At 61.9% G+C, this 23,391-nt stretch carries 19 protein-coding genes; 10 read left to right on the top strand and 9 right to left on the bottom strand.

Features of this window, described 5'->3' with window-relative positions; translation table 11 throughout:
- From HV681_RS21040 to HV681_RS21005, 8 genes are all read right to left on the bottom strand, one after another.
- A complete protein-coding gene (locus HV681_RS21040) occupies positions 1-1,044 on the bottom strand; it encodes an ABC transporter substrate-binding protein (RefSeq protein ID WP_056566039.1) in 1,044 nt (347 codons plus the stop codon).
- A gap of 43 nt (positions 1,045-1,087) precedes the next feature.
- Complete coding sequence (locus tag HV681_RS21035; RefSeq protein WP_175124827.1) at positions 1,088-1,990, bottom strand: TauD/TfdA dioxygenase family protein; 903 nt, start codon at positions 1,988-1,990, stop codon at positions 1,088-1,090.
- Positions 1,991-2,168: 178 nt separating this feature from the next.
- On the bottom strand, positions 2,169-3,368 hold the full coding sequence (locus HV681_RS21030; protein ID WP_175124826.1) for a M20 aminoacylase family protein: 1,200 nt from the start codon (positions 3,366-3,368) through the stop codon (positions 2,169-2,171).
- A gap of 111 nt (positions 3,369-3,479) precedes the next feature.
- Positions 3,480-4,496 carry an ABC transporter ATP-binding protein gene (locus tag HV681_RS21025; RefSeq protein WP_175124825.1) on the bottom strand — a complete coding sequence of 339 codons (1,017 nt, stop codon included), beginning with the start codon at positions 4,494-4,496 and terminating at the stop codon, positions 3,480-3,482.
- Positions 4,493-5,503: an ABC transporter ATP-binding protein gene (locus HV681_RS21020; RefSeq protein WP_175124824.1), complete on the bottom strand. Its 1,011-nt coding sequence runs from the start codon at positions 5,501-5,503 to the stop codon at positions 4,493-4,495. Before HV681_RS21020 ends, HV681_RS21025 begins: the two co-directional genes overlap by 4 nt.
- A gap of 11 nt (positions 5,504-5,514) precedes the next feature.
- Positions 5,515-6,435 (bottom strand): ABC transporter permease, encoded by a 921-nt coding sequence (locus HV681_RS21015; protein ID WP_175124823.1) that lies wholly within the window; start codon positions 6,433-6,435, stop codon positions 5,515-5,517.
- Positions 6,432-7,406: an ABC transporter permease gene (locus HV681_RS21010; protein ID WP_076518271.1), complete on the bottom strand. Its 975-nt coding sequence runs from the start codon at positions 7,404-7,406 to the stop codon at positions 6,432-6,434. Before HV681_RS21010 ends, HV681_RS21015 begins: the two co-directional genes overlap by 4 nt.
- Positions 7,407-7,425: 19 nt before the next feature.
- A complete protein-coding gene (locus HV681_RS21005; RefSeq protein ID WP_175124822.1) occupies positions 7,426-9,012 on the bottom strand; it encodes an ABC transporter substrate-binding protein in 1,587 nt (528 codons plus the stop codon).
- Positions 9,013-9,127: 115 nt separating this feature from the next.
- Between HV681_RS21005 and mnmE the strand changes: the two genes are divergently transcribed.
- The 8 genes from mnmE (at position 9,128) to HV681_RS20965 (ending at position 19,241) form a co-directional block, all read left to right on the top strand.
- Positions 9,128-10,480 (top strand): tRNA uridine-5-carboxymethylaminomethyl(34) synthesis GTPase MnmE, encoded by a 1,353-nt coding sequence (gene mnmE, locus HV681_RS21000; protein WP_175124821.1) that lies wholly within the window; start codon positions 9,128-9,130, stop codon positions 10,478-10,480.
- Positions 10,481-10,659: 179 nt separating this feature from the next.
- Positions 10,660-12,732 carry a type VI secretion system Vgr family protein gene (locus tag HV681_RS20995; protein ID WP_175124820.1) on the top strand — a complete coding sequence of 691 codons (2,073 nt, stop codon included), beginning with the start codon at positions 10,660-10,662 and terminating at the stop codon, positions 12,730-12,732.
- A complete protein-coding gene (locus tag HV681_RS20990) occupies positions 12,729-13,676 on the top strand; it encodes a hypothetical protein (protein WP_175124819.1) in 948 nt (315 codons plus the stop codon). Before HV681_RS20995 ends, HV681_RS20990 begins: the two co-directional genes overlap by 4 nt.
- Positions 13,673-16,597, top strand: a complete 2,925-nt coding sequence (locus tag HV681_RS20985; RefSeq protein WP_175124818.1) for a T6SS effector BTH_I2691 family protein — start codon at positions 13,673-13,675, stop codon at positions 16,595-16,597. The genes HV681_RS20990 and HV681_RS20985 overlap by 4 nt, the downstream gene beginning before the upstream one ends.
- Positions 16,594-16,944: a hypothetical protein gene (locus tag HV681_RS20980; RefSeq protein WP_175124817.1), complete on the top strand. Its 351-nt coding sequence runs from the start codon at positions 16,594-16,596 to the stop codon at positions 16,942-16,944. Before HV681_RS20985 ends, HV681_RS20980 begins: the two co-directional genes overlap by 4 nt.
- Positions 16,945-17,054: 110 nt before the next feature.
- Positions 17,055-17,750, top strand: a complete 696-nt coding sequence (locus HV681_RS20975; protein WP_254594320.1) for a DUF6708 domain-containing protein — start codon at positions 17,055-17,057, stop codon at positions 17,748-17,750.
- Positions 17,751-17,971: 221 nt separating this feature from the next.
- Complete coding sequence (locus HV681_RS20970; protein WP_175124816.1) at positions 17,972-18,751, top strand: DUF6708 domain-containing protein; 780 nt, start codon at positions 17,972-17,974, stop codon at positions 18,749-18,751.
- Positions 18,752-18,767: 16 nt separating this feature from the next.
- A complete protein-coding gene (locus HV681_RS20965) occupies positions 18,768-19,241 on the top strand; it encodes a GNAT family N-acetyltransferase (RefSeq protein ID WP_175124815.1) in 474 nt (157 codons plus the stop codon).
- A 55-nt stretch (positions 19,242-19,296) separates the two neighbouring features.
- On the opposite strand, the gene HV681_RS20960 is transcribed toward HV681_RS20965, so the two are convergent.
- Entirely contained in the window at positions 19,297-20,676 is a 1,380-nt protein-coding gene (locus tag HV681_RS20960) for a ClcB-like voltage-gated chloride channel protein (RefSeq protein WP_175124814.1), read from the bottom strand.
- Between the two features lie 489 nt (positions 20,677-21,165).
- Between HV681_RS20960 and HV681_RS20955 the strand changes: the two genes are divergently transcribed.
- Positions 21,166-21,843: a response regulator gene (locus HV681_RS20955; protein WP_175124813.1), complete on the top strand. Its 678-nt coding sequence runs from the start codon at positions 21,166-21,168 to the stop codon at positions 21,841-21,843.
- Complete coding sequence (locus HV681_RS20950) at positions 21,833-23,317, top strand: sensor histidine kinase (RefSeq protein WP_414631277.1); 1,485 nt, start codon at positions 21,833-21,835, stop codon at positions 23,315-23,317. Before HV681_RS20955 ends, HV681_RS20950 begins: the two co-directional genes overlap by 11 nt.
- Positions 23,318-23,391: the final 74 nt, after the last annotated feature.

Here is a 23,391-nt window from a genome sequence, read left to right as displayed (position 1 = left end):
TCAGCTGCCCTGCGCCGTGACGGGATCGTCGAAGAAATAGTCGCGCCAGCTTGCCGGTGCGTTCTTGATCGCGCCGACCTTGTGCATGAACTGCGCCAGCGCGAACGTGTTTTGCGGCTGCAGTTTGAACTGCACGTCGGGATTCTTGATGACCTTGATGAGGAAGTCGCGATCCTGCTTGGCGCCGGTGACGCGCAGATAGATGTCCGCGGCCTTCTCCGGATTGGCGGCGGCAAAACTCGCGGCTTCCTTCAACGCTTCCTGGAAGGCCTTGTAGGTCTTGGGATTGTCGCGGCGGAATTTCTCGGTAGCGAACAGCACCGTCGACGAACTGGGGCCGCCCAGCACGTCATACGAATTGAGCACGATGCGCGCCTTGGGGTTCTCGGCCAGCTCCTGCTCCTGGAAAGGCGGGTTGCCGAAGTGGCCGGTGATTTCCGTGCCGCCGGCAATGATGGCCGCCGCGGCGTCCGGGTGCGGCAGCGCCACCGAGATCTTGTCCAGCTTGTTGTACTGCGCGTCGCCCCACAGCTTGGCCGACGCCAGTTGCAGCACGCGCGATTGCACAGACACGCCCACGGCGGGCACGGCGATGCGGTCCTTGTCCGTAAAGTCGGCGATCGTCTTCACGTTCGGGTTGTTGGTGACCAGGTAGTACGGAAAGTTGCCCAGCGACGCCACGCCCTTCACGTTCTGCTTGCCGTGCGTGCGATCCCAGATCGTCAAGAGCGGTCCCACGCCCGCCCCCGCGATGTCCACAGCCCCCGACAGCAGCGCGTCATTCACCGCCGAGCCCCCGGACAGCTTGGCCCACTCGACCGAGATATCCACACCTTCGGCCTTGCCGTGCTTTTCGATGAGCTGCTGGTCTCGCGCCACGTTCAGCAGCAGATAGACGATGCCGTACTGTTCGGCAATGCGGATGCGCCCTTCGGCCATGGCCGGCGTCGGCGAAGCCAGCGCCAGCACGGCAAGTATCAGCGCGAGGCCCGCGCCCGTGGCGGTCTGGACCAGTCGATCCCGTAGCGTGGAGGTCAAACGCATGGCGTTCCTTGTGGATAAGTGGTTTAAGGCCGACATGCGCGCGTCAGAACGGCACATCGCCTTCGATCGTGGTGCGGTAGAGCTTGCGGCGCAGGTGATCCGGCGTGCCGCCCGCCAGGTGGATCAGCGAGCGGTTGTCCCAGAACACCAGGTCATGCGGCTGCCATTTGTGACGGTAGATGTGTTCCGGCCGCACGCTGTGGGCGAACAGCTCGGCGAGGAGCGCGCGGCTCTCGTCTTCGGGCAATCCTTCGATGCGAGTCGTGAAGCCTTCGCTCACGAACAGCGCGCGGCGGCCGTTCTCCGGATGCGTGCGCACCACCGGATGCACCACCTCCTGCACCTGCGCAATCTGTTGCGCGCTCAGATTCGGGCGCCAGTTGCCTTCCTTCTGCAGTTGCCCGTATTGGGCCAGGTAGGAATGCACGCCGCGCTTGCCGTCGATCGCGTCCTTCAGTGCCTGCGGCAAGGTGTCGTAGGCCAGGTGCATGTTCGCGAACAGGGTGTCGCCGCCTTCGGCAGGCAATTCCTGCGCATGCAGCAGCGACCCCAGGCTGGGCAGTTCCTTGTACGAGATGTCCGAGTGCCAGTACTTGCCCGCGTCGCCCAGCCCGATAGGCTTGCCGTCTTCCAGAATGTTCGAGACGGTCAGAATCTCGGGATGGCCCGGCAGGTGGAATTGGTGCAGCACGTGGATCATCAGGCGGCCGAAGCGGCGGCTGAAATCGATGTGCTGCTGGGGCGTGATGCGCTGGTCGCGGAACACGAGCAGGTGGTGGTCCAGATGCGCCTTGTGCACGCGCGCAAAATCGGCGGTCGCCAGTTCCTGCGACAGGTCCAGGCCGATGATTTCCGCGCCCAGGGGACCGGGCAGGGGGCGCACGTCAAAGGACTGCGGCTGGGGGGCGGCGTGCGCTTCGCGCCGCAAGGCATTGCTCTGGGACATCGATCGCTCCGTATTCGCCTTGCGGCATGGCTGGAACGACCGATTATGGAAACCGCGCCATGTATCTCAAACGAAGATATCGGCGTTTGATCAAAGCTTTACGTCATATAGCAAAAAGCCGCGGGGCGCCCCCGCGGCTTCATGGCCATCCGCATATAAGCAAATAGCGTATTGGTCCTTACCTGGCCGGCATGAAGGCCTCGACCAGCTTCACCCAGTACGTCGCGCCCACCGGCAGCAGCGCGTCATTGAAGTCGTAGTTGGGGTTGTGCAGCTGGCACGGACCCATGCCGTGATACGACTCCATGCGGTGATCGCCGTCGCCGTTGCCCAGGAACAGATACGAGCCCGGCACGGATTCCAGGAAGAACGAAAAATCCTCCGCGCCCATGAAGGGCGGCATGTCGCGCAGCACGTTTTCCGCGCCAAAGGTGTCTTCGGCAACCTTGGCCGCAAACGCGGTTTCGTTTTCCCAGTTCACCAGCGGCGGATACGCGCGCACAAAATCCAGCTCGCCCGTGCCGCCATAGACCTGCGGCAGGGTGGTGGCGATGCGGCGCATGTCGGCTTCGATCTTGTCCAGCGTCTCCACGGAATACGTGCGCACCGTGCCGCGCAGCACGGCCTCGCCGGGAATCACGTTGTAGGCATCGCCCGCGTGAATCTGCGTGATCGACAGCACCGCCTGATCCAGCGGATTCTTGCTTCGCGAGATGACCGTCTGCAGCGCGTGCACCATGTCGGCGGCCACGATGATGGGGTCAACAGACGAATGCGGCTGCGCCGCATGCCCGCCGACACCCTTGATCACGATGTCCCAGCGATTACTTGACGCCATCGTCGGCCCCGACCGGAAGCCGAACTGATTGACCGGCATGCCCGGCATGTTGTGGATGCCGAACACCGCATCGCAGGGAAACTTGTCGAACAGCCCGTCCTGCATCATGGCGCGCGCGCCGGCATTGCCGCCTTCCTCGGCCGGCTGGAAGATGAACACGACTGTGCCGTCGAAATTGCGATGCGTGGACAGATACTGCGCGGCGCCCAGCAGCATCGTCGTGTGCCCGTCATGGCCGCAGCCGTGCATGCGCCCGCTGATCGTGGACTTGTGGGAAAACCGGTTGTGTTCCGGCATCGGCAAAGCATCCATATCGGCGCGCAGGCCGATGGTCTTGCCGCCGCTGCCGGCGCGCAAAATGCCCACCACACCGGTTTTCCCCAGCCCCGTGTGAACTTCGAGTCCCCAGCCGCGCAGGCGTTCGGCCACCAGGTTGGATGTGCGCGTTTCCTGGAACGCCAGTTCCGGATGCGCATGGATGTCGCGTCGCAGGGCCGTCAGATCCCCGTGTACGCGTTCGATTTCGGCAATGGTTTTCATGGCTGTGGATAAGCTGTCTGGATTGAAGGAGGGCGCACGCGCAAAAGGCCTGCTGGTCGGGGAATTCTCGCGCCGCCCCGCGTGCCGCGTCCAGCCCTTTTTCGGCGCAGGTCAGGCGGCATCGTTCAAATGGCAGGCGCTGAACTGGCCTGGCGCAATTTCGCGCAGGAGCGGGCGCTCGGCCTTGCAGCGCGGCATCGCGTGGGGACACCGCGGGTGAAACGCGCACCCTGTGGGCGGATCCAGGGGCGAGGGCAGCTCGCCCCGGATGGGCTGATACGCACGCCGCCCGGGCACCAGCGTCGGCAGCTCCTTGAGCAGCGCCTGCGTGTACGGATGATTGGCGCGCGCGAACACCGTATCGGTATCGGCCAGCTCGACGATGCGTCCCAGATACATGATCGCCACGCGGTCCGAGATATGGCTGACCACGCTGAGGTTATGGCTGATGAACAGATACGTCAGGTCCAGCTCATCGCGCAGCCGTTCGAACAGATTCAGCACCTGCGCCTGGATCGACACGTCCAGCGCGGCCACGGCCTCGTCGCAGACGATGACCGATGGTTTCAGCGCCAATGCCCGCGCAATGCCGATGCGCTGGCGCTGGCCGCCCGAAAACTGATGGGGATAACGCTGTGCAAAGCTCGGATCAAGCCCCACCTGGCGCATCAAACCGGCCACGTACTCCTGCTTGTCCCGCGACCGGATCAGGCCATGCGCCGCGGGCGCCTCGCCGATGATCTCGCGCACGCGCATGCGCGGATTCAGGGACGCGTACGGATCCTGGAAGATCATCTGCACGCCCAGCTCGTACGCGCGCCGCTCCGGGCCCTTCATGGCCTGCACGGGCTTGCCCTGATAGTCCACCTGCCCGGCGGACGGCGGCAGGATGCCCGACACGATGCGGCCCAGCGTGGATTTTCCACAGCCTGATTCACCGACGATGCCAATCACTTCGCCCGGTCTGACCGCCAAGTCCACGCCGGCCACGGCATGCACCACCTGCGTCTTCAGTCCCGCGCCCAGCAGGTTGGCGATGCGGCCGGCCAGATCCACCGGCTGCACGAAGCGTAGTTCGACGTCGCGCAGGGCGAGGATCGGCGTGGGATTGTTCAGGGCGTCGTTCATATCGCGTCCGGCGCTCCAGCATGCCAGCAGCGCACCCATTGCGCCGGGCGGACTTCGACAGGCGGCGGTTCGACCAGACAGGCGTCCGTCGCGCGCGGACACCGCCCTCGGAATGCACAGCCCTGCGGCAGGTTGAGCAGCGACGGCGTCATCCCGGGAATCGGCACCAGTGGCTTGCCACGCGACTGCGGCGTCGGAATGGACGCGATCAACCCGTGCGTGTAGGGATGCATCGGGTGGCGGATGACCGCCTCGGTGCTGCCGGTTTCCACGACGCGCCCCGCATACATCACCGACACGCGATCGGCCAGACCCGCCACCACGGCCAGGTCATGCGTGATCCAGATGAGACCGGTCCCCGTTTCGCGGCAGAGTTTCTGCACCTCGAACAGGATCTGGCCTTGAATCGTGACATCCAGCGCCGTCGTGGGCTCGTCCGCAATGATGAGGCGCGGAGAATTCAACAGCGCAATGGCGATGGCCACGCGTTGGCGCATGCCGCCCGACAACTGATGCGGATAGGTTCGAAGGCGCTCTTCCGGCGACGGAATGCCCACCATGGCAAGCGTCTGCAGCGCGCGCTGGCGCGCCGCCTCGCGAGACACTTTGGCGTGCGCTTGCACCGCTTCGATCATCTGCGTATCTACGCGCAGCACCGGGTTAAGCGTCATCATCGGGTCCTGGAAGATCATCGCGATCTCCTGTCCCCGCAACTGCCGCCACCGCGCGGGCGTGGCCGCGCGCAGGTCTTCACCGTTGAGCAGCACCTCGCCTTCGACGATGCGGCCGGGTTCATCCAACAGGCCCATCAAGGAAAAACCCGTGATGCTCTTGCCCGATCCGGACTCGCCGACGAGGCCCAGGATTTCGCCCTCGGCCAGCGTCAGGTCCACGCCGTCCACGGCCTTGACCACGCCGTTGCGCGTGAAGAAATGCGTCTTCAGCCCATGCACATCAAGCACCGGGGAACGGTCAGGCAGGGGGCGTTGCGCCGCAAGTGTCTGCATCGCTCCTGTCCTCAATTCGCATGCCGCGGGTTGAGCACATCGCGCAGGTGGTCGCCCACCAGATTGATCGCGATGATGGCGAGCGCCAGCGCAATGCCCGGAAAGAACGAAATCCAATACTGGCCCGACAGCAGGTATTCAAAGCCGTTGTAGATCAGCATGCCCAGCGACGGTTCCGTCACCGGCACGCCGACACCCAGAAACGACAGCGTGGCTTCCAGCGCGATCGCGTGCGCCAAGTCGATTGTGGCGATCACGATGAGCGGCGGCATGCAGTTCGGCAGCACGTGCCGGAACAGCACGCGCGACCACGACAGCGACATGCAGCGCGCCGCCTCCACATATTCCTTGCCGCGCTCGACCAGCGCCGCGCCGCGCGCCGCCCGCGCAAAATACGCCCACTGCACGACGATGAGCGCGATGATCACCTTATCCACACCCTTGCCCAGAATCGCCAGCAACATCAGCGCCACCAGGATCGCCGGGAACGACAACTGGATATCCACAACCCGCATCAGCAGGGCATCGATGCGTCCGCCGAAATAGGCGGCAATCAGCCCGACCGTCGCGCCAATGCCGAAGGCGGCCAGCACCGACACCGTGGCCACCATCAGACTGGTGCGCATGCCATACAGAATGGCGGAAAGTAGATCGCGCGCCTGGCCGTCGGTGCCCAGCAGGTAGCGCATCGAACCATCCCCGCTTTCGCTGCCAGGCTTGAGCTTTGAATCCATGATGTCCAGGCTGGCCAGATCGTACGGATTCTGCGGCGCGATCCAGGGCGCCAGCAACGCCGCCCCCACGATCACGATCAACATCACCAGCCCCAGCGTGGCGAGCTTGCTGGCGAAGAAATCCGACACGAAGCGGCGCCAGGGCGTCTGCTCTTTCGTCGGGGCCGGGGGCGAGGCGACGGTGGCGGGCGAGTTCATCGACGGCTATCCAAACGTACGCGGGGGTCCAGCACCGTGTAGATGATGTCCACCACCAGATTCAACATGACCAGGAAGAACACGATCAGCAGCAGATACGCCACCACCACCGGACGATCCAGGTTGATGATGGAATCGATCAGCAGCTTTCCCATGCCCGGCCACGAAAACACGGTCTCGGTCACGACGGCAAACGCCATCACCTGGCCGAACTCCAAACCCGCCACCGTCACCACCGGAATCAGGATGTTCTTGAGCAGATGCACGCCCAGCACGCGCTTTTCGGACAGGCCCTTGGCGCGCGCGAACTTGATGTAATCCATGGGCAGCGCTTCGCGTGTGGCGGCCCGCGTCACGCGAATGATCATCGCGCACTTGGCGAAGGCAATGGTCGCTGCAGGCAACGCCAAGCTAAGCCAGCCATCGAACGTCAGCACGCTCAACTGCAGTGAGCCGATGCTGACCGTGTCGCCACGGCCGCCGGCCGGCACCCAGCCCAGCATCACCGCGAACACCATGATGAGCATCAGGCCCACCCAGAAATTCGGCAGCGAAAATCCCAGCACCGAGCCCGTCATGATCGCTCGCGAACCCACTGCTGCAGGTTTCAGACCGGCCAGAATGCCGAGCGGCACGCCGATCAGCACCGACAGCAGCATCGCCACACAGGCCAGCTCCACCGTTGCGGGCATGCGTTCCAGGATCAGGTGCATGGCCGGCTCGCCGGTCAGGAAACTGTTCCCGAAATCGCCGCGCACGGCCTGGCTCATGAAGATCAGGTACTGCCGCCACAACGGCTGGTCCAGTCCCAGCGACGCGCTGATCGCGGCGCGTTGCGCCTCGGTCGCTTCGGGACTGGCCAGCATCGAGACGGGATCCCCGACCATGTAAATGCCGGCAAAGACCAACGCCGACATGACGAGCATGACGACGATGGTCTGCAGCAGCCTTCTGACAATGGTTGCAAGCACGAGAGATCGCCCGGCGCGCTTACTTCTTCAGCGTTGCGTTCTGCGCCAGCGTGACCTGGTCCGGACGGCCCTGGTAGCGGATGTCGTTCTTCATGGCCCAGACCGACAGTTCGAAATGCACGGGCAGCATGGCGAAGTCATCCATCGCGATATTGCTGGCCGTCGACAGCAGTTCCGCCCGCTTGGCGTCGTCCATCGTGGACGAGGCCTGCTTCACCAGCTCGTCCATCTTGGGATTGGAATAGCGGCTGCGGTTCGTCGTGCCCTGGCCGGCTTCCGGATTGCGCGTCATCAGCAGCGACGTCAGCGCGTTGGACATTTCACCGCTCGTCACCGACCATCCCGCGAGGTACGCCGAGAACGAATAGCTGTCGCGGTTCTTGAAGAACACCGGGGGCGCCATCGCGTCCACGCTGGTCTTCACGCCGATGCGCGTCCACATCGATGCAATGGCCTGCGCCACCTTCGAATCGTTGACATACCGGCCGGACGGCGAGCCCAGCGTGATCGAAAACCCGTTCGGATAGCCCGCTTCCTTGAGTAGCGCCTTGGCCTTTTCCACATCGGCCTTGGGCGCCTTCGAGTGTTCCTTGCTGGCGCCAAACATCGGATACGGCAGCAGGTTGCCCGCGGGCAGGGCGACGCCGCCCATCACGCGTTCGACCAGCGCATCGCGGTTGATCGCCAGCGACAAGGCCTCGCGCACGCGCTTGTCCTTCATCGGATTCTTGTCGGTGCCCTGCACGCCGGGCGACGGCTCCGCATACTGGTCCAGCGCCACGTACACCACGCGCACCGACGGCGTTTCCTCGACAAAGAGCTTCTTGTCGGATTTCAGCTTCGGCAGGTCGTCAGTGGGGGGATCTTCAATCATGTCCACGTCGCCGGCCAGCAATGCGGCCACGCGCGCTGCCGCGTTGCTGATGGGGCGGTAGACCACGCGATCCCACTCGGGTTTCTTGCCCCAGTAGTTGTCGTTGCGCGCCAGCACGAATTCAGCGCCGCGCTTCCAGGACACGAACTTGTAGGGACCGGTGCCGATCAGGCCATCGCCGCTATTCAGTTCGGTTGTCGTCTTGCCTTCCGCAGCCGGCCCTGATGCGGCCTTCTTCGACATGATCGGCAACTGCGCCAGATTGACCAGCAGGTTAGGCGCGACTTCCTTGGTGGTGATGCGGATCGTCATCGGATCCACCGCTTCGGTCTTGGCGACGGACCCCAGATACAGCGTGAACGGCGACGGGCTGTTCGGCACCTTCGGGACGCGGTCATACGTGAACACGACATCCTCGGCGGTGAACGGCGTGCCATCCGAGAATTTCACGTTCGGCCGCAGTTTGAACGTCCAGACCTTGCCATCCACGGTCCACGATTCCGCCAGCGAAGGTTGCGGCTTGAGTTGCGCGTCTGTGGCAACGAGCGTATCGAAGATGGTCTGGGAGATCTGCGTGTTCGGGGTCAACGCGTGGTATTGCGGGTCCATCGACGAGGGCTCGGTCTTCAACCCGATCACCAGGTCGCGAGCCATGGCCGAACTGTATGTGCCACAGGCCATCACCACCGCGGCAGCGCCGCAGGCCAAGACACGCGAAAACCGAGATGCCATCGTGATCTCCCAGAGTTGTTTCGGGTTTTGAACCTCGGGGCCACAGTAACCAGCAAACAACGCGCCGCGCAACAGTTATATTCCCCTATTGTTTAGCCCTGCCTTCTACCCTGATATGTCCGCCTACGCCCCCATCGCCGCCATCGCCACCGCCCCCGGAAGAGGCGGCATCGGCGTCGTGCGCATTTCTGGTGCGGACCTGTCCGGATTGGTGCGGCGCCTGTTCCAGCGCGATCTCACACCGCGCCATGCGCACTATCTTCCCTTCAAAACGGTAGACGGCGAACTGCTGGACGAGGGCATTGCCATCTACTTTCGTGGGCCGCATTCCTACACCGGCGAAGACGTGCTGGAACTGCAGGGCCACGGCGGCCCGGCCGTGCTGCGACGTGTGCTGGATAGCTGTCTGGTCGCCGGCCGAGATCTGGGCGTGCGATTGGCCGAACCCGGCGAATTCACGCGCCGCGCGTTTCTGAACGACCGCATGGATCTGGCGCAGGCCGAGGCGGTTGCCGACCTGATCGAAGCCTCGTCCGTGGCGGCCGCGCGCGGCGCCATGGCGTCGCTGTCAGGCGAATTCTCGGCGCGTGTGAACGACCTGTCCGATCGCATCATTCATCTGCGCATGCTCGTCGAGGCGACCCTGGATTTCCCCGAAGAAGAAATCGACTTCCTGGAAAAGTATCAAGCCCGTCCGACGTTGGACGCGCTGGCGGGCGATCTTTCCGCATTGATTGCCCAGGCGCGGCAGGGCGTCATCCTGCGCGAAGGCCTGCATGTAGTGTTGGCCGGCCAGCCCAACGTAGGCAAGTCGAGCCTGCTCAACGCGCTGGCCGGCGACGACATCGCCATCGTCACGCCCATCGCCGGCACCACGCGCGACAAAGTGGTGCAGGAAATCCATATTGATGGCGTGCCGCTGCACATTGTCGACACGGCCGGCCTGCGGGAAACCGAAGACACGGTGGAAAGCATCGGCATTGCTCGCACCTGGCAAGAGATCGAGCGCGCCGACGTCATCCTCCATTTGCAGGATGCCACCCAGCCAGGCGACGAGCTGGACGCGCAGATCACCGCGCGGCTGCCGCCGCGCACGCCGGTGCTGAAGGTGTTCAACAAGGTGGATCTGTTGCCCGAGCCTTTCGTCGCCGGCCCCGGCGAACTGGGCATCTCGGCCAAACGCGGCGCCGGCCTGGATGCGCTTCGCGCGGAGCTGCTGCACATTGCGGGCTGGAATCCGGGTGCGGAATCGCCTTGGTTGGCGCGCGAACGTCATTTGCATGCGTTGCAGGAGGCGGCGGAGCATCTGGAACTGGCTGCCGCGCATGCCAGCCAGGATGACCGGGTGTTGGACTTGTTTGCCGAGGAACTGCGGTTGGCGCATGACAGCTTATCGAGCATCACCGGCAAGTTCACCAGCGATGATCTGCTGGGGGAGATTTTTTCGAGTTTCTGCATCGGGAAGTGAGGGGGCATTTCAGCCCGCAGTCCGGCATTGCGGAACTGCTTCAACATGCGTGAACAGATCAGTTTTCTTTATTAATAAGACTCCTCTGATTTACACGAAATATCGGCGGCTTTTAAAACCGGTGGTGCCCTTTGGCACCAAGGACGACCCGTGCGGTCTGTCGCAACCGGAAGCTCGCCATGCCCACCCAATCCGATCTGCGTTTCACGTTCGCTGTCGGCGACGAATCGTTTGAGGTCATCAAATTTACGCTGCAAGAAGGGTTGTCCGAGACCTTTCTGCTGGAGGTGGACCTAACCAGCGGCAACCCCGCCATCGATTTCGGTGTAGTCCTGGACCGCGCCGCGTTGCTTACGATCTGGCACGGCGTCACGCCCGTGCGCTACGTGCACGGCGCAGTCTCGTCGTTCGTTCAGGGCGACACGGGCTTTCGGCGCACGCGCTATTCCGCCATCGTCGAGCCGCGCCTCGCGCGTCTGAAGCTAAGTTCCGACTGGCGCATCTTCCAGTCGCAAAGCGTCCCGCAGATCGCTGAGGCGGTGCTCAAGGCGCATGGCCTTAACCTGGATTACGAGCAGCGCAGCACCACCGAACACCAGACGCGCGAATACTGCGTGCAAGCGGGCGACACTGACTACGACTTTGTCGAACGCATCATGCGCGAGGAAGGCTTCTTCTATTCTTTCCGACATAGTGCCGAAGGCCATCAACTTATCCACAGCGACCGGCTTTTCATACACGGCCGCGTCGGCGACGAGCCGGTGCAGTACAACCCCACACCCGGCGGTGACCAGCCGCAGCCAGCGCTGCGGCAATTCTCCTACACGGAGAACGTTCGCACCGCGCGCCAGACCCAGCGCGACTACACCTTTCACCATCCGCGATACACCCACCAGCACAGCCGCGACGGACGGGATCTGGACCGTCAAGGCCGCCGCTACGAACGCTATGACTACCCGGCCCGCGCAAAATTCGACGAAGCCGGCAGACCTTTCGCCGAGAACCGCCTGCGGGGCCATCGCCGCGATTCGCGCGTCGCTTTTGTTGAAGGCGATGACCCGCGGCTCCAGCTGGGCATTTCATTCACCCTCGCCGGTCATCCTCGCGAAGACCTGAACCGCGGCTGGCGCCCGGTGCGCATCGTCCACCGTGGCATCCAACACACGAGTCAGGCCGAGGAAAGTGCACAAGCCCAGCTGGGAACGCACTACAGCTACGAGGCGGAGCTGGTTCCTGACGATGCCGAATGGCGCGCGGAACCGCTACCCCGGCCGCGCATCGACGGTCCGCAGAACGCTGTGGTGGTCGGCCCGCCCAATGAAGAGATCTATACCGACGAATACGGCCGGGTGAAGGTCCAGTTCCCCTGGGACCGGCTCGGTAAGGAGGACGAGTACAGCTCCTGCTGGATTCGCGTCTCGCAGAACATCGCCGGCGCCACCTGGGGCCACATGGCCATCCCGCGCATCGGTCAGGAAGTCATCGTCTCTTACTTCGACGGCGACCCCGATCAGCCCGTGATCACCGGCCGCGTCTACAACCGCCTGCAATTGCCGCCCTACGAACTGCCGCGCCACAAGACGCGAATGACGATCAAGAGCAAAACGCACAAGGGCGAGGGGTACAACGAACTGCGCTTTGAGGACGAGAAGGACCAGGAAGAGATCTACGTCCATGCGCAGAAGGACCAGAACATCCACGTCAACAACGACGAAACCACGTTTGTGGGCCATGACCGCAGCGAACAGGTCGAGAACGACGAGACCATCACGATCGGCCACGACCGCAAGGAGACCGTGGGCAACGACGAACAGGTCAACATCGGCCAGGACCGGCGGCACGACATCGGGCGGGACGACTTTTTGACCGTGGGGCGCAATCACACGATCTACACCACCAAGGACCGTACCGAGGAAGTGGGCAATAACCGCCGCGACAAGACCGCGGCGAACCATTGGGTGAGTATTGGCGGGCATCAGGAACACACCGTCGAGGGCCACGCCGAGCTGCAGGCCGGCCAGGGCATCCGTCATCGGACTAAGGAATATGCCCTGCATGCCGGAGATGAGCTGGTCATAAAAGGGCCTGGTGGAACCATTCGAATAGATGGCGCCGGCATAACCCTTGACGCTATCTCCATCCAGGTCAAAGGCCCCCTCCAGAAGCAAGGTGGCGGCGGCGGCAACAAGCTTGCATTGGATAGCGCGGTGCTAGAAGGTGCACTATCTGATTGTCTGGAGCGTGCCAGATGAAGCGGAGCGCCGTACAAGAATTCGCCCGAACAGAGCGCGCATCCAACGACCATCTTTACCTCTTGCTGGACCTGCTAGCGCCGTGCGCACCAACAGATTCCCTGAGTATCAAATCGCTGACCCAAGCGTTGGGCGCTCAGTCGATCGCGCCCGTAATGCGGCCAGACCTGGCGCATACGCCTGACGCATGTCCGGCGCTTGTACAGCTGGCTGCGCCAGGCGACATCGCGAACACTTCTATGCTCGCAGCCGCTGAACATGCCGCGCGTGAGGACGCCAGTCACAAAAAGCGCTATGTCTGCGGATGGTTGACCAGTGATCAACCCCTTGCTGCGCTCGCCGATCACATCGCGGCGCGCTGCCTGGATATCACCGCGCCGGTAGCCGGGATGCGCACGATACCCTGGTTCGAACCACTGCGGCTCGAACTGCTGGCGGCATCAATCGGGCGTGACATTTCCGGGCTCGTCTGGCCAATAAAGCGTTGGCTCTGCCCGACAAGTTGGGGCACCTACACCTTGCTTCGGGGTGCTCCAACCGGGGCCGGCACGGAAGAACTCGTGCTAGCTCGACAGGCTCAACAACTAGCCCCGCTCGTCGGCGACTTCCTGGATGTGTGGCGCCTGGCGTTAACGCTTCCGATGACGTATGCCCCCATGCGCTGGCGTGGCGTCACGATTCTGCCGCCGCAAGCCGCCGTGCATGCATTCCGGATGATCCGCGACGCCCATCACCTTGGATTGCGCCTGAGCGCAGACATCATCGACCTGTGCACACATCGCGTGTTCATTCATCCCGGTCTTCCACAGCATCCAAAAGTTCAAGCCGATATCGCGATCGCAGCCATAGGCCAGTCCACATTGCAAGCGCGTTTTGAAACCTACGATGACGTTGCGTGGCAGCGCATCGTTGCATCGTTATCTCCAGCGTCGAACTATTCATGAGCACCAGCAAGACTCTGACTCAGGCGGGCCGCCAGGCGGCGCCCAATCCCACCGGCAATTGCAGCGCCTGTGAACGAAAGGGCATACCGATCCTGCCGCTTCGGCTTGCAGTCATGCCTCTTACCGACGGGCTCAAGCAGCATGGCGAACTGCACCACGGGTCAATCCAGACTGCGTTGCGCATACTGCGGCACGGTTATGTCTACGTTCTGCTGGACAAAGAAATCTGGCACGCCTATCAGGTCACACCGGAAGGCTACCTGCGCCAGTTCAATCCGTTCTCCATGCCGCGAGCGAAGCCCGAGCCGCTAGCCACCTTATGCGTGGAGGCGGGACATGATCTGCGCGCGGCATTCATCAACGTCGACACCGCAACGCATAAGCAGGCCTGGATCGCGTTTTCACAGGATCCTTGGCCGAAGGCGACACTCGATGCTTATCGCACCGGCAAATACGCTGATGGAAAAGCACTGCCGGCTGATTATCGTGAACGGTTCAGAGTGGTCAATCTCTTGACGCTCAAGCAAGATCCGACAGGTGGCAACCAGGCGCTTGCCCTTGAGAACGGCGATGATCTCCACCAGCATGTCGCCGAGTACGCGATCGGCACCCGCGATTTCGGCAGCGTCCATGATTGGCATCCCCGTCATGCGCGCTTGGAAGCCATGCAGGCGCAACTGCGCATGCTCGAAAAGCAGCATGGGCTTCCAAAAGGAGTAGCCGGCCTCGTCCTGCCCGACCCGGTGGGCATGGCGGCAGAACTCAACAGCCTGCGGCTCTCCGTCAACACGATGCGTCAGCGATGGCGTGAAGAACCCACAAGGCGGTATGCCTACCTGACCTCTCAGTGCCTGCTCGGCATCAAAGCTTACATCGCCCAGCAGGTCGAGGCTGCACACCCGCCGACGCCGCCAGCCAGCGATTACTGGACGTCCAGCGAATCCGGCGTCCCGCCCGTATTCCATGACCCCGCGCAGCAACATGCAGGTATGGTCGATCGCAAGACCAAGCGTCGCATGGCCCGGCTGGAAGAGCGTTACTGGGAAACCGGCCCAGCGGGACGGAAAACCTTTCAGGATGCGTACGACAAGGAAGACGAGAATTTTCAGAAGCAGATCGACGCATATGCGTCCGACTGGGCCGACCTGGTGACGGGCGCTAGCTGGCGCCGGATCATGGCCCTGGACTATGCGGACGCCGACGCGCGTTCGCAGCAATGCCGCCTGAGCACCACCGCGGCTTGTCTCGCGGGCGGCATCACGGATGCCCCGCCACAGCAAACCACAGCGGCGGACGAGAGAGAAGCTGGCGAGAAGCCCACTCCGGAAGTGTTGGGCCCCAGCAGTCAGGCTTGGCAAGACCTTCTGTCCGACGGTGGTAGCCCGGCCTACACCGCACTCAATGGCCAGCACACTGACTTGCAGCAAGCGTTCGAACCGCAGTTCACGGACGCAATGCCCTCCGACGCAGGCAAAAAGTACTTTGACGCGATAAAAATGGTCGCCACCAGCAAAGAGGGTAGCGAATGGCGCAGCGCGCTTGTTGTTGAAGCTGCAGACCAGCTGTTGGCGGCCATCCACGATGCGAGCAACCGCCTAGAAAGTACCCTGAGCGCCGGCGCCAAGGCGGCGTTGGACAACCTCCAGTCCGGTGCCGCCTGGCTATACGGTAAAGCCAAGTTCACCCAGATCACCATCCAGCTCACGGTGGGGGAGTGCTTCGAGCTGCTGTCGAGCGAGATCCGCGAGCATGCCAACTCGGCCCAAAAGGCGGCCGGAAAGCGCGCACGCGCCATGCTGCTGGGTAGTTTGATCACCATCCCCAATGCCAACGTCCGCAATGTGCTCATCAACGTCACGCTATGGGCGCATGGAACTGCCGAAGAAGTCAAGAAGCGCATCGTGGATTTCAGTCAAGAAGCCAAGGAGGGCGCGCAGGACATCAAGCAGGCGGCCGGCGCACTTGGACAGGAGGTCAAAAGGGAAGCCCAACATGCCTTACGGCAAGTCAACGCCGGCCTGAAGAATCTGGAACCCGCCGCCGCCGCGGTGCTAAATGAAATGAAGGTGGGCGCAGCGGGAGCTCGTCGTGTCGCCCGCAGCACCTTTGCAAGCTTGAAGAGCCTGGCCGTCGGTAGCGTGGATGGGGGCTTGTCTTTTATCGGCCTGTACTTTCTACGGGACAGTTTGAAAAGCGCGATTGCCGACCTGGATGCGAAGGTGGGAGCACAGCATCCCGAGGCCGTCGCGGCGTTTTACAGCGTTTCGCTCGGCTTCCTAGGAGCGAGTGTTGAGGCGGCGGGCTTGGCGATCAAGATACCGGCGGACGCTGCCAAGGATTTCGTGCTGCGTTGGGGCGCGGAGAAAACTCCTGTGCTCACTCGCGTCGTGGGGCTGGGTTCGAGGATGGTGATGGTTGGTGGAGCGATATCAGCTTTGGCGGGGATTGCGGATGCCGGTGCGAGTTTCAATGCGGCCATACGCCTATCGAAGGCTGGAGATGTAGATGCCCGCCGTTACCACATATTTGCCGGTGGGTTATCAATTACTGGAGGATTTGTGGTGTTTTGGGGAGCAGTGCGATCACTCTCGTTATTCGGGGGATTGGGTGCCGGCATTGCTATCGTACTCATTGCCTTCGTAGTGACGAAAATTGCGAAAAACCTCGAATCGGACGCGATGGAAAAGTGGGCTCGGCGTTGCTACTTCGGCCGAACAGAAGCGAATGAGCGCTGGCGCAATCCGGACGATATGGACGTCGCCATTGCTGCGCTTAACGCCGCAGTGCTCGGCATGGAGGTCGACCTCCGCTTCTACAATGAAGATCGAGCGAGCTCGATAGATGAGCTCTACACCGAAGACATCGAAGTACTCAAGAACCGCGGCGCAGTCGTGACGACAGAGCGCTTGGTTACAGCGTGACATTACCTGGTTTCGATGCCGAACGATCCCGCTACCGCTTCACCCTCACCACCGAGCGCTTTGGCCTCGCACACGACGGCATACGTAAGCCTACTCTGTCTTCTCACGTCATGGCATGTGGGCAAGTCAACGATACCGCCCATGCCATGCAAACTTCTGCCCTGAACCATCCGGATTACACGCTGGTCAGCGAGACGAAACCAACATCCGGCCGGCCAATTCTTAGCGGCCGATACTGGTTTGATCCCATCAACAAGATCAAATCGGCAACATTTGCCGTCGCATTCTGGCCGGATAAAAACGACGACACCGGCTTCGTCGCCATCGAGATCACGGAGAAACTTTGATGGCGAGACCACAGCTAACTCCCCCCTGCGCCGGATGGCAATGTGATCTGCCCGGCCCCAATGACCCACTCATTGAGCCCCCCGTGCTGCTCTGGCAGGCGCCAACGCACATGGATGAAACGTATGTCGAGTTCGCTCGGAACACGTCGAGTTTGCGCGGTGTTTGCTTTTTCCTTTCACTGCTGCTCGGATTGATGTTCCTCCTGCTCTTGGTATTCGCTGGATGGGATATTTATGCGATAAGCGCGGCGTCTGAGGATGTCACGCTTGAAGTTGCAAGCATTTTCCTACTGCACGTGAGCACACTCTCCCTGAACGCTTGGGCTGCTCATGTTATCTACCGTTCCGAGGTGTCCCCGCCCCGGGATCTCCCGCTTCGTTTCAATCGTCTACGCCGCAAGGTTTACGTCTATGACTTCCATTCAGTCTGGTGGAATCCATTCGATCGCGGGCACGTAACCAAGGCAAGTTATGACTGGGACGATCTGCGCGCGGAAAAGTGGAAAGTTCGCGGCGCGATTCCGGGCGGAGGACTCATCATCAAGGAAGGCGTCTCCATCGCGGTGGTGGAACCGGGTACCAACACAGTCGTGACACGCTTCCACTTGAATACTGACGCCGCGAACACCTCCAATTTTTGGGCCTACGTGTGCGCCTACATGCAGAACGGCATCGAAGGCCTCGACCCCGATCGTGCCGAACCGCGTGACGCCAACGACATCGCTCCGTACAACATCGCCTTGCGCTTGGCCCCTAGAGTCGAGTGGCCCGCGGATATGGACCTTGAATCAAGAACGGCGCCATAAACGCAGTCGAGGCCCAAAGACTGGATTTGCTTCCTAGAAGGGACCGATCGCCAGCCGGCCTACTGCGGCTCCACAGCCCCGATGCAATCGTTGGTGAACTCAAGCTTCTCCGCCATCGAAATCACAAAGGAACTCTGATGGCAAGACCTCAACTGAGCCCGCCCTGCGGCGGCTGGCAACGCGATCTGCCAGGCCCCAATGATCCTCCAGATGAGGCTCCCATGCTGCTCTGGCAGGCGCCGGCTCATATGGATGAGACGTATGTTGAATTTGCTCGGAATACGTCGAGTATTCGCGGTGTTCCCTTCGTTCTTTCACTGCTTATCCCTTGGTCCTTCCTCGAGCATTCAGGCCTGGTCGCAAATACTATCCACGCGCTGACATCGGCGGGAGTGGGCGTGCTTGAAGTCGGCATTCTTCTGCTTTTTGCGATGTCAATTGCCATCTGTGTCTGGGCAGTATGGGTTATCTATCGGGCCGAAGTTTCCCCGCCCCGCGGTCTTCCGCTTCGATTCAATCGACTACGCCGCAAGGTATACATCTATGACTTCCATTCTGTATGGTGGAATCCCTTCGAGCGCGCATACGTGACCACCGCCAGCTATGACTGGGAAAATCTGCGCGCGGAGAAATGGAAAGTCCGTGGCGCGACGCCTGGCGGCGGGCTCATCATCAAAGAAGGCGTCTCCATCGCGGTGGTGGACCCGGGCACGAGCAACGTCGTGGCACGCTTCCAATTGAACACCGACGCTGCGAACACCTCCAATCTCTGGGCATACGTGTGTGCCTACATGCAAAACGGCATTAATGGCCTCGACCCAGATCGTGTCGAACCTCGTGATGCCAATGACGTCGCTCCCTACAACATCGCTTTGCGCCTGGCTCCCAGAGTCCAATGGCCCGCGGAGATGGATCTTGAATCTCGTACGGCGCCGGACATGGACTCCGTGCTAGATTCGACCGGTCAGATTGCATCTACCGCTTTTGCGTCGGGAAGATAACCAGAGGCGCGTCGTCATGAATACGAATGCCACCCCTTTTCATATCCGCGTCGCAAAGCCTGCTGATGTCGCCCGCATCGAGCACATCGTCCACGAGGCTTACACCCCCTACATCGGACGCAACGGCGCAACGCCCGGTCCCATGCTGGACGACTATCCGGCGCGCGTCGCGCAAGGCGTGGTTCACGTCCTGGAATCGGAAGACGGCATCGAAGGCCTCATCGTGCTGATTCCAGAACCCGACGACAGCTGCATGTTGCTGGACAACATCGCCGTATCGCCAACCGCGCAAGGCAAGGGCCACGGCCGGACGCTGCTGCAGTGGGCCGAAGACACCGCGCGCCGCGCCGGATTTTCACGCATTCGGCTTTACACCCAGGAAGTGATGACCGAGAACATCGCCATCTACACGCGGCGCGGCTATGTGGAAACGCATCGCGCCACGGAGATTGGACTGAAGCGCGTCTTCATGCAAAAGACCCTTGATTAATGGGCTCTTGCAAAACTCTCAAATATCCAAAGAGCCGATTCGAAAATATGAGCTTTTACTCATAATTTATCGGCCTGCCTTTTCTGGCCATCAAATGCGCGGCGATCCTGTTTTTCGCCAGCGATTTCGCATAGACGGACTCCGGCCGGATGCGCTGCGCAATGACGTACCCCGTCATGCACGCCAGCATCAACGGCAACATGACTTCATAGCTCAACGTCATCTCGAAGATCATCAAGATCGACATCAGCGGCGCATGCGTGGTGGCCGCCAGCAGCGCGCCCATTCCCACGACGGCATAACTGGACACCGCCGACAAACTGCCGGTCGGAAACAGGCCCTGCAGCGCAGTCCCGTACAAGGCGCCCAGCGCCGCCCCCACGAACAAGGTCGGCGTGAATACTCCGCCTAGAGCGCCGGACCCGACACTGGCCGCCGTAGCCAATGTCTTGAGCAACAGCAGTGCGGCTACCGCCTGCCACGCCCAATCCGTATGCAGCATGCTGTTCACCACGCTGTAGCCGTTGCCCCACACCGCGGGATCGATCACAGACAGCGCGCCGACTACCAGTCCGCCTGCCGCCATCCTGGCCCAGATTGGAAACGGCAACCGGCGAAATGCCGCGCGAGACAAGTCCAGGAATCGCAGGAATTGGGGCGCGGCCAGACCTGCAATCAGGCCAAGTCCCAGGTAGTTGATCACTTCCCACCCCGACACGAACTCGAAATGCGGCATCTGGAAGACCGCGTCGTAGTGCAGCACCTGCCGCGTCACGATGTTGGCGACCACGGACGCGACGGCCAGGGGCACCAGCGTCGCGGTTGAAATCACGCCGTACACAATCTCTGAAATGAACACCGCGCCGGCAATCGGCGCGTTGTATGCGGCGGTGATGCCCGCCGTCGCGCCGCAGGCCACCAGCAGCCGGAGATGGCGAGGCGGCAAGACCAGATAGCGGCCCGTCAATGATGCACACATTGCCGCCAGTTGCACCATCGGTCCCTCGCGGCCGATCGATGCGCCGGATCCGATCGAAAAAATCGAGGACAGGCTGCGCGCGACCGTCTGGCGAAAGCCGATGACGCCACGGCCGATCGAGATGGCTTCCATATAGTCGGCTGCCCCCCGCCGGGGCAGCCATCGGGTGGCAGCCTGCAGGATCAGGCCGGCGATCGCGCCCCCGGCCGCCGGCATCAGAAACCGCTGCCAGGGGTCCAGCCCACGCGCGAGCGACACCATGCCGTGGGGAACCTCGCCGCCCCCTACCAACAATTGCATCCAGCCAAGCAGTTCGCGAAACACCATCGTTGCCAGCGCACCCAGGGCGCCAATCAACGCGGCCGCACACAACGTCAAGGCTAAATTTTCCGCCAAAAGTCCGCGTTTCAACCGCCTGGCCCAGGCCGGTCGGCGCAGTTTCAAGTCGCTATCCATGGCCGGATTCTACGGCGGATCCTGCTCACTTTTTGTTCAGCGCACCGTCAACAAACCGCCCAGGTCACCCCTCGAATACCCGATTCCGATCACCGCGTAGCGGCCCGTTTTGGGGCGCTGCAAGGGCAAAAATCCGGGTAGGCGTAGGGCGGTTTTCCGAGGTAAAAGGGCGCTTCTCGGGACCCAGTTGCCAGAAACGCCCTGTGGATAACTCCTAAGTAGCGCGCTTGTGCACATGTTGTGGAGGCAAGTTGAACAAGCAGGGGTTTCGGACGCGGTCCAAAATCTTGTCCAACTTCAGCTTTTTTCCCACACAGAGTTCTTGCACAAGCAAAAACGGACGCAAGGCAATGAAAAGAAAGAGGTTTTCAAGGTTAAGGTAGTTATCCACAGCCCTTATTAATCATTAGTCTTTATATAAAGAAAAAAAAAGGAAAAGCCAAACATGCTTTCCCATTTCGCCCATCCACCGCCCCCCGGACTGCGTCCATGCGTATCCTCCTGATCGAAGATGAAGCTGAACTTGCCCGCTGGCTGTCCAGAAGCCTGGCCAGACATGCCGGCTTTGTCGTGGAATGGGCTGATGACGGACTTGTCGCCGAAAGAAGGCTGGCCGTCGAAGATTTCGATGCGGTCATCCTGGATCTCGGACTTCCCGGCATGGATGGCCATACTTTGCTGGCGAAGATTCGCGCGCGGGACGACCGTACGCCGGTGCTGGTCTTGACCGCGCGCGATTCACTGGCCGAGAGAATCGGAACACTTCACGAGGGAGCGGACGATTTCCTGCCGAAACCCTTTGTTGTGGAAGAGTTGGAAGCGCGATTGATTGCGCTGATTCGCCGCAGCCGCGGGCGCGAACATCCGCGCCTATCGCTGGGAAACCTGGTTTTTGAAACTTCCGCGCAGAAATTCACGGTCAATGGACAGCCTTTGCAGTTATCCCCACGTGAACATGCGGTCCTTCGGGTGCTGATCCAGAAAAGCGGCGAACCCATCAACAAGCAGCAGATCCTGGACCGCATCCTCACGGACGATGCCGACATCAACCTGGAAGCCATCGAGGTCCTGGTTCACCGATTGCGCAAAAAATTGGCGGAAACCGGTGTGCAGATCGTGACCATGCGCGGTATGGGCTACTGCCTGGAGAACCTTGTTGACAACTAGAAGTCCGCAAAACAGCGTTGATTTTTCGGCGAAAAAACGCGCCCGAACGCTGAAAACGCAGTTGCTCTGGTGGCTGATTCCGACTCTCGTCTTCGTGATGATGGGTGCGCTCTGGCTGTCCAACCACCAGCTGCGCAACCAGGTCGACAATGCCTACGACCGGTCTCTCGCCGGCGCGCTTCGCGCGATCGACCACAACATATCCACAGCCAGCGGTGGATTAGCCATGGAGCAGCCCTACCTGATGCTTGAGTTTTTCGAGCTGACGGCCAATGGCAGCGTGTTCTACCGGGTGGCAACCGAAGACGGGCTGGCCGAGATCGGCCATCCCGGGCTGCCTCTGCCGGAGCAGCCCCTCGTGTCGGGCGAGCCGCGGTTTTTCTACGCGACCTACCAGGGCCAGCCCGTCCGGGTGGCGGCATTGGCCCGGCCCATGGATCCGCCGCTGTATGCGAACCAGGGCGGCCGGGTGATCGTGCAGGTCGCGGAGGGCCTGGAAAGCCGTCAGGCGTTCCTCCACAAGGTTTTGGTGCGGTCGGTGGAGCGGGACCTTGCCGTGATCCTCATCAGCGTCCTGGTGATCATCCTGGGCGTTTTCATGGCCCTTCGCCCCCTGGAGCGGCTGCGTCAGGAAGTCAAAGGCCGATCTGCGGACGATTTAAGCCCCGTCAGCGCGTCCGACATGCCGGGGGAGGTCCTACCCCTGGTGGCGGCCGTAAACCTCCACATGGCCCGATTTGCGGCCTTGGGGAGGGTGCAGGCGCAGTTCCTGGACGACGCGTCGCACCAATTGCGCACGCCCTTGTCCGTTTTGCGGACCCAGACCGCCTATGCCCTGCGCGAAACAGACCCCCAGGAGGTCCGTACAGCCCTTCTGGCGATGCAAGAGGGGTTGGACAGGGCCGTACGCACCACCAACCAGATGCTCGCGCTGGCGCGCGCTAAAGACGCTTCGCTGGCCGAAGGTGGTTTGGCGCCTGAATCGGTGGACCTGGTGGACCTCGCGGACGGGGTGATCCGTACCCAATTACCCAATGCCCGAGGCCGGCAGTTGGACATCGGCCTGGAGGCGGACTGCAGGCCGGTTGTCGTCGGCGGGGCGGAGTGGCTGTTGCGGGAAGCGGTCAGTAACCTGGTCGACAACGCCATCCGCTACGCGTCCGCCGGTGGTGTGGTCACCGTCCGGATCGAGACCGACACAGACCAGGCCCGGCTACTGGTGGAAGACGACGGACCGGGCATGTCGGACGAGGACATTGCCCGGGCGTGCGTCCGCTTCCGGCGAGGCGCGGCAGGCAAGAACACCACCGGGGCCGGCCTGGGCCTGGCGATCGTGGGCACCATCGCCGAAATCCTGGGCGCCCGGCTCGTGCTCGAGAACCGGGTGGGGCAGCCGGGCCTGCGCGCGGCGTTGGTGTTTACCCTGCAAACGGGACCGGATGCTGCGCCGCGTCACGAAATCGGCCGAAATTGAAAGCTTATGGAAAGCTTCGGTTTTGTACGGTTGCGTCCACTGGAGCCGCTGGACGCGATCGATCGCCGTAGCGC

It is taken from the genome of Achromobacter animicus, assembly GCF_902859585.1.
In the GTDB taxonomy this organism is placed as follows: Bacteria; Pseudomonadota; Gammaproteobacteria; order Burkholderiales; family Burkholderiaceae_B; genus Achromobacter; species Achromobacter animicus.
This window is presented reverse-complemented; position numbering and strand designations above follow the sequence as displayed.

Excerpts from the sequence above, each read along its gene's own strand:
- HV681_RS20975 (WP_254594320.1), top strand. The coding sequence starts at position 17,055 with ATGGATGAAACGTATGTCGAGTTCGCTCGGAACACGTCGAGTTTGCGC.
- HV681_RS21030 (WP_175124826.1), bottom strand. The coding sequence starts at position 3,368 with ATGAAAACCATTGCCGAAATCGAACGCGTACACGGGGATCTGACGGCC.
- HV681_RS21005 (WP_175124822.1), bottom strand. The coding sequence starts at position 9,012 with ATGGCATCTCGGTTTTCGCGTGTCTTGGCCTGCGGCGCTGCCGCGGTG.
- HV681_RS20970 (WP_175124816.1), top strand. The coding sequence starts at position 17,972 with ATGCTGCTCTGGCAGGCGCCGGCTCATATGGATGAGACGTATGTTGAA.
- HV681_RS21040 (WP_056566039.1), bottom strand. The coding sequence starts at position 1,044 with ATGCGTTTGACCTCCACGCTACGGGATCGACTGGTCCAGACCGCCACG.
- HV681_RS20985 (WP_175124818.1), top strand. The coding sequence starts at position 13,673 with ATGAGCACCAGCAAGACTCTGACTCAGGCGGGCCGCCAGGCGGCGCCC.
- HV681_RS20965 (WP_175124815.1), top strand. The coding sequence starts at position 18,768 with ATGAATACGAATGCCACCCCTTTTCATATCCGCGTCGCAAAGCCTGCT.
- HV681_RS20960 (WP_175124814.1), bottom strand. The coding sequence starts at position 20,676 with ATGGATAGCGACTTGAAACTGCGCCGACCGGCCTGGGCCAGGCGGTTG.
- HV681_RS21025 (WP_175124825.1), bottom strand. The coding sequence starts at position 4,496 with ATGAACGACGCCCTGAACAATCCCACGCCGATCCTCGCCCTGCGCGAC.
- HV681_RS20990 (WP_175124819.1), top strand. The coding sequence starts at position 12,729 with ATGAAGCGGAGCGCCGTACAAGAATTCGCCCGAACAGAGCGCGCATCC.
- HV681_RS21015 (WP_175124823.1), bottom strand. The coding sequence starts at position 6,435 with ATGAACTCGCCCGCCACCGTCGCCTCGCCCCCGGCCCCGACGAAAGAG.
- HV681_RS21035 (WP_175124827.1), bottom strand. The coding sequence starts at position 1,990 with ATGTCCCAGAGCAATGCCTTGCGGCGCGAAGCGCACGCCGCCCCCCAG.
- HV681_RS21020 (WP_175124824.1), bottom strand. The coding sequence starts at position 5,503 with ATGCAGACACTTGCGGCGCAACGCCCCCTGCCTGACCGTTCCCCGGTG.
- mnmE (WP_175124821.1), top strand. The coding sequence starts at position 9,128 with ATGTCCGCCTACGCCCCCATCGCCGCCATCGCCACCGCCCCCGGAAGA.
- HV681_RS20955 (WP_175124813.1), top strand. The coding sequence starts at position 21,166 with ATGCGTATCCTCCTGATCGAAGATGAAGCTGAACTTGCCCGCTGGCTG.
- HV681_RS20995 (WP_175124820.1), top strand. The coding sequence starts at position 10,660 with ATGCCCACCCAATCCGATCTGCGTTTCACGTTCGCTGTCGGCGACGAA.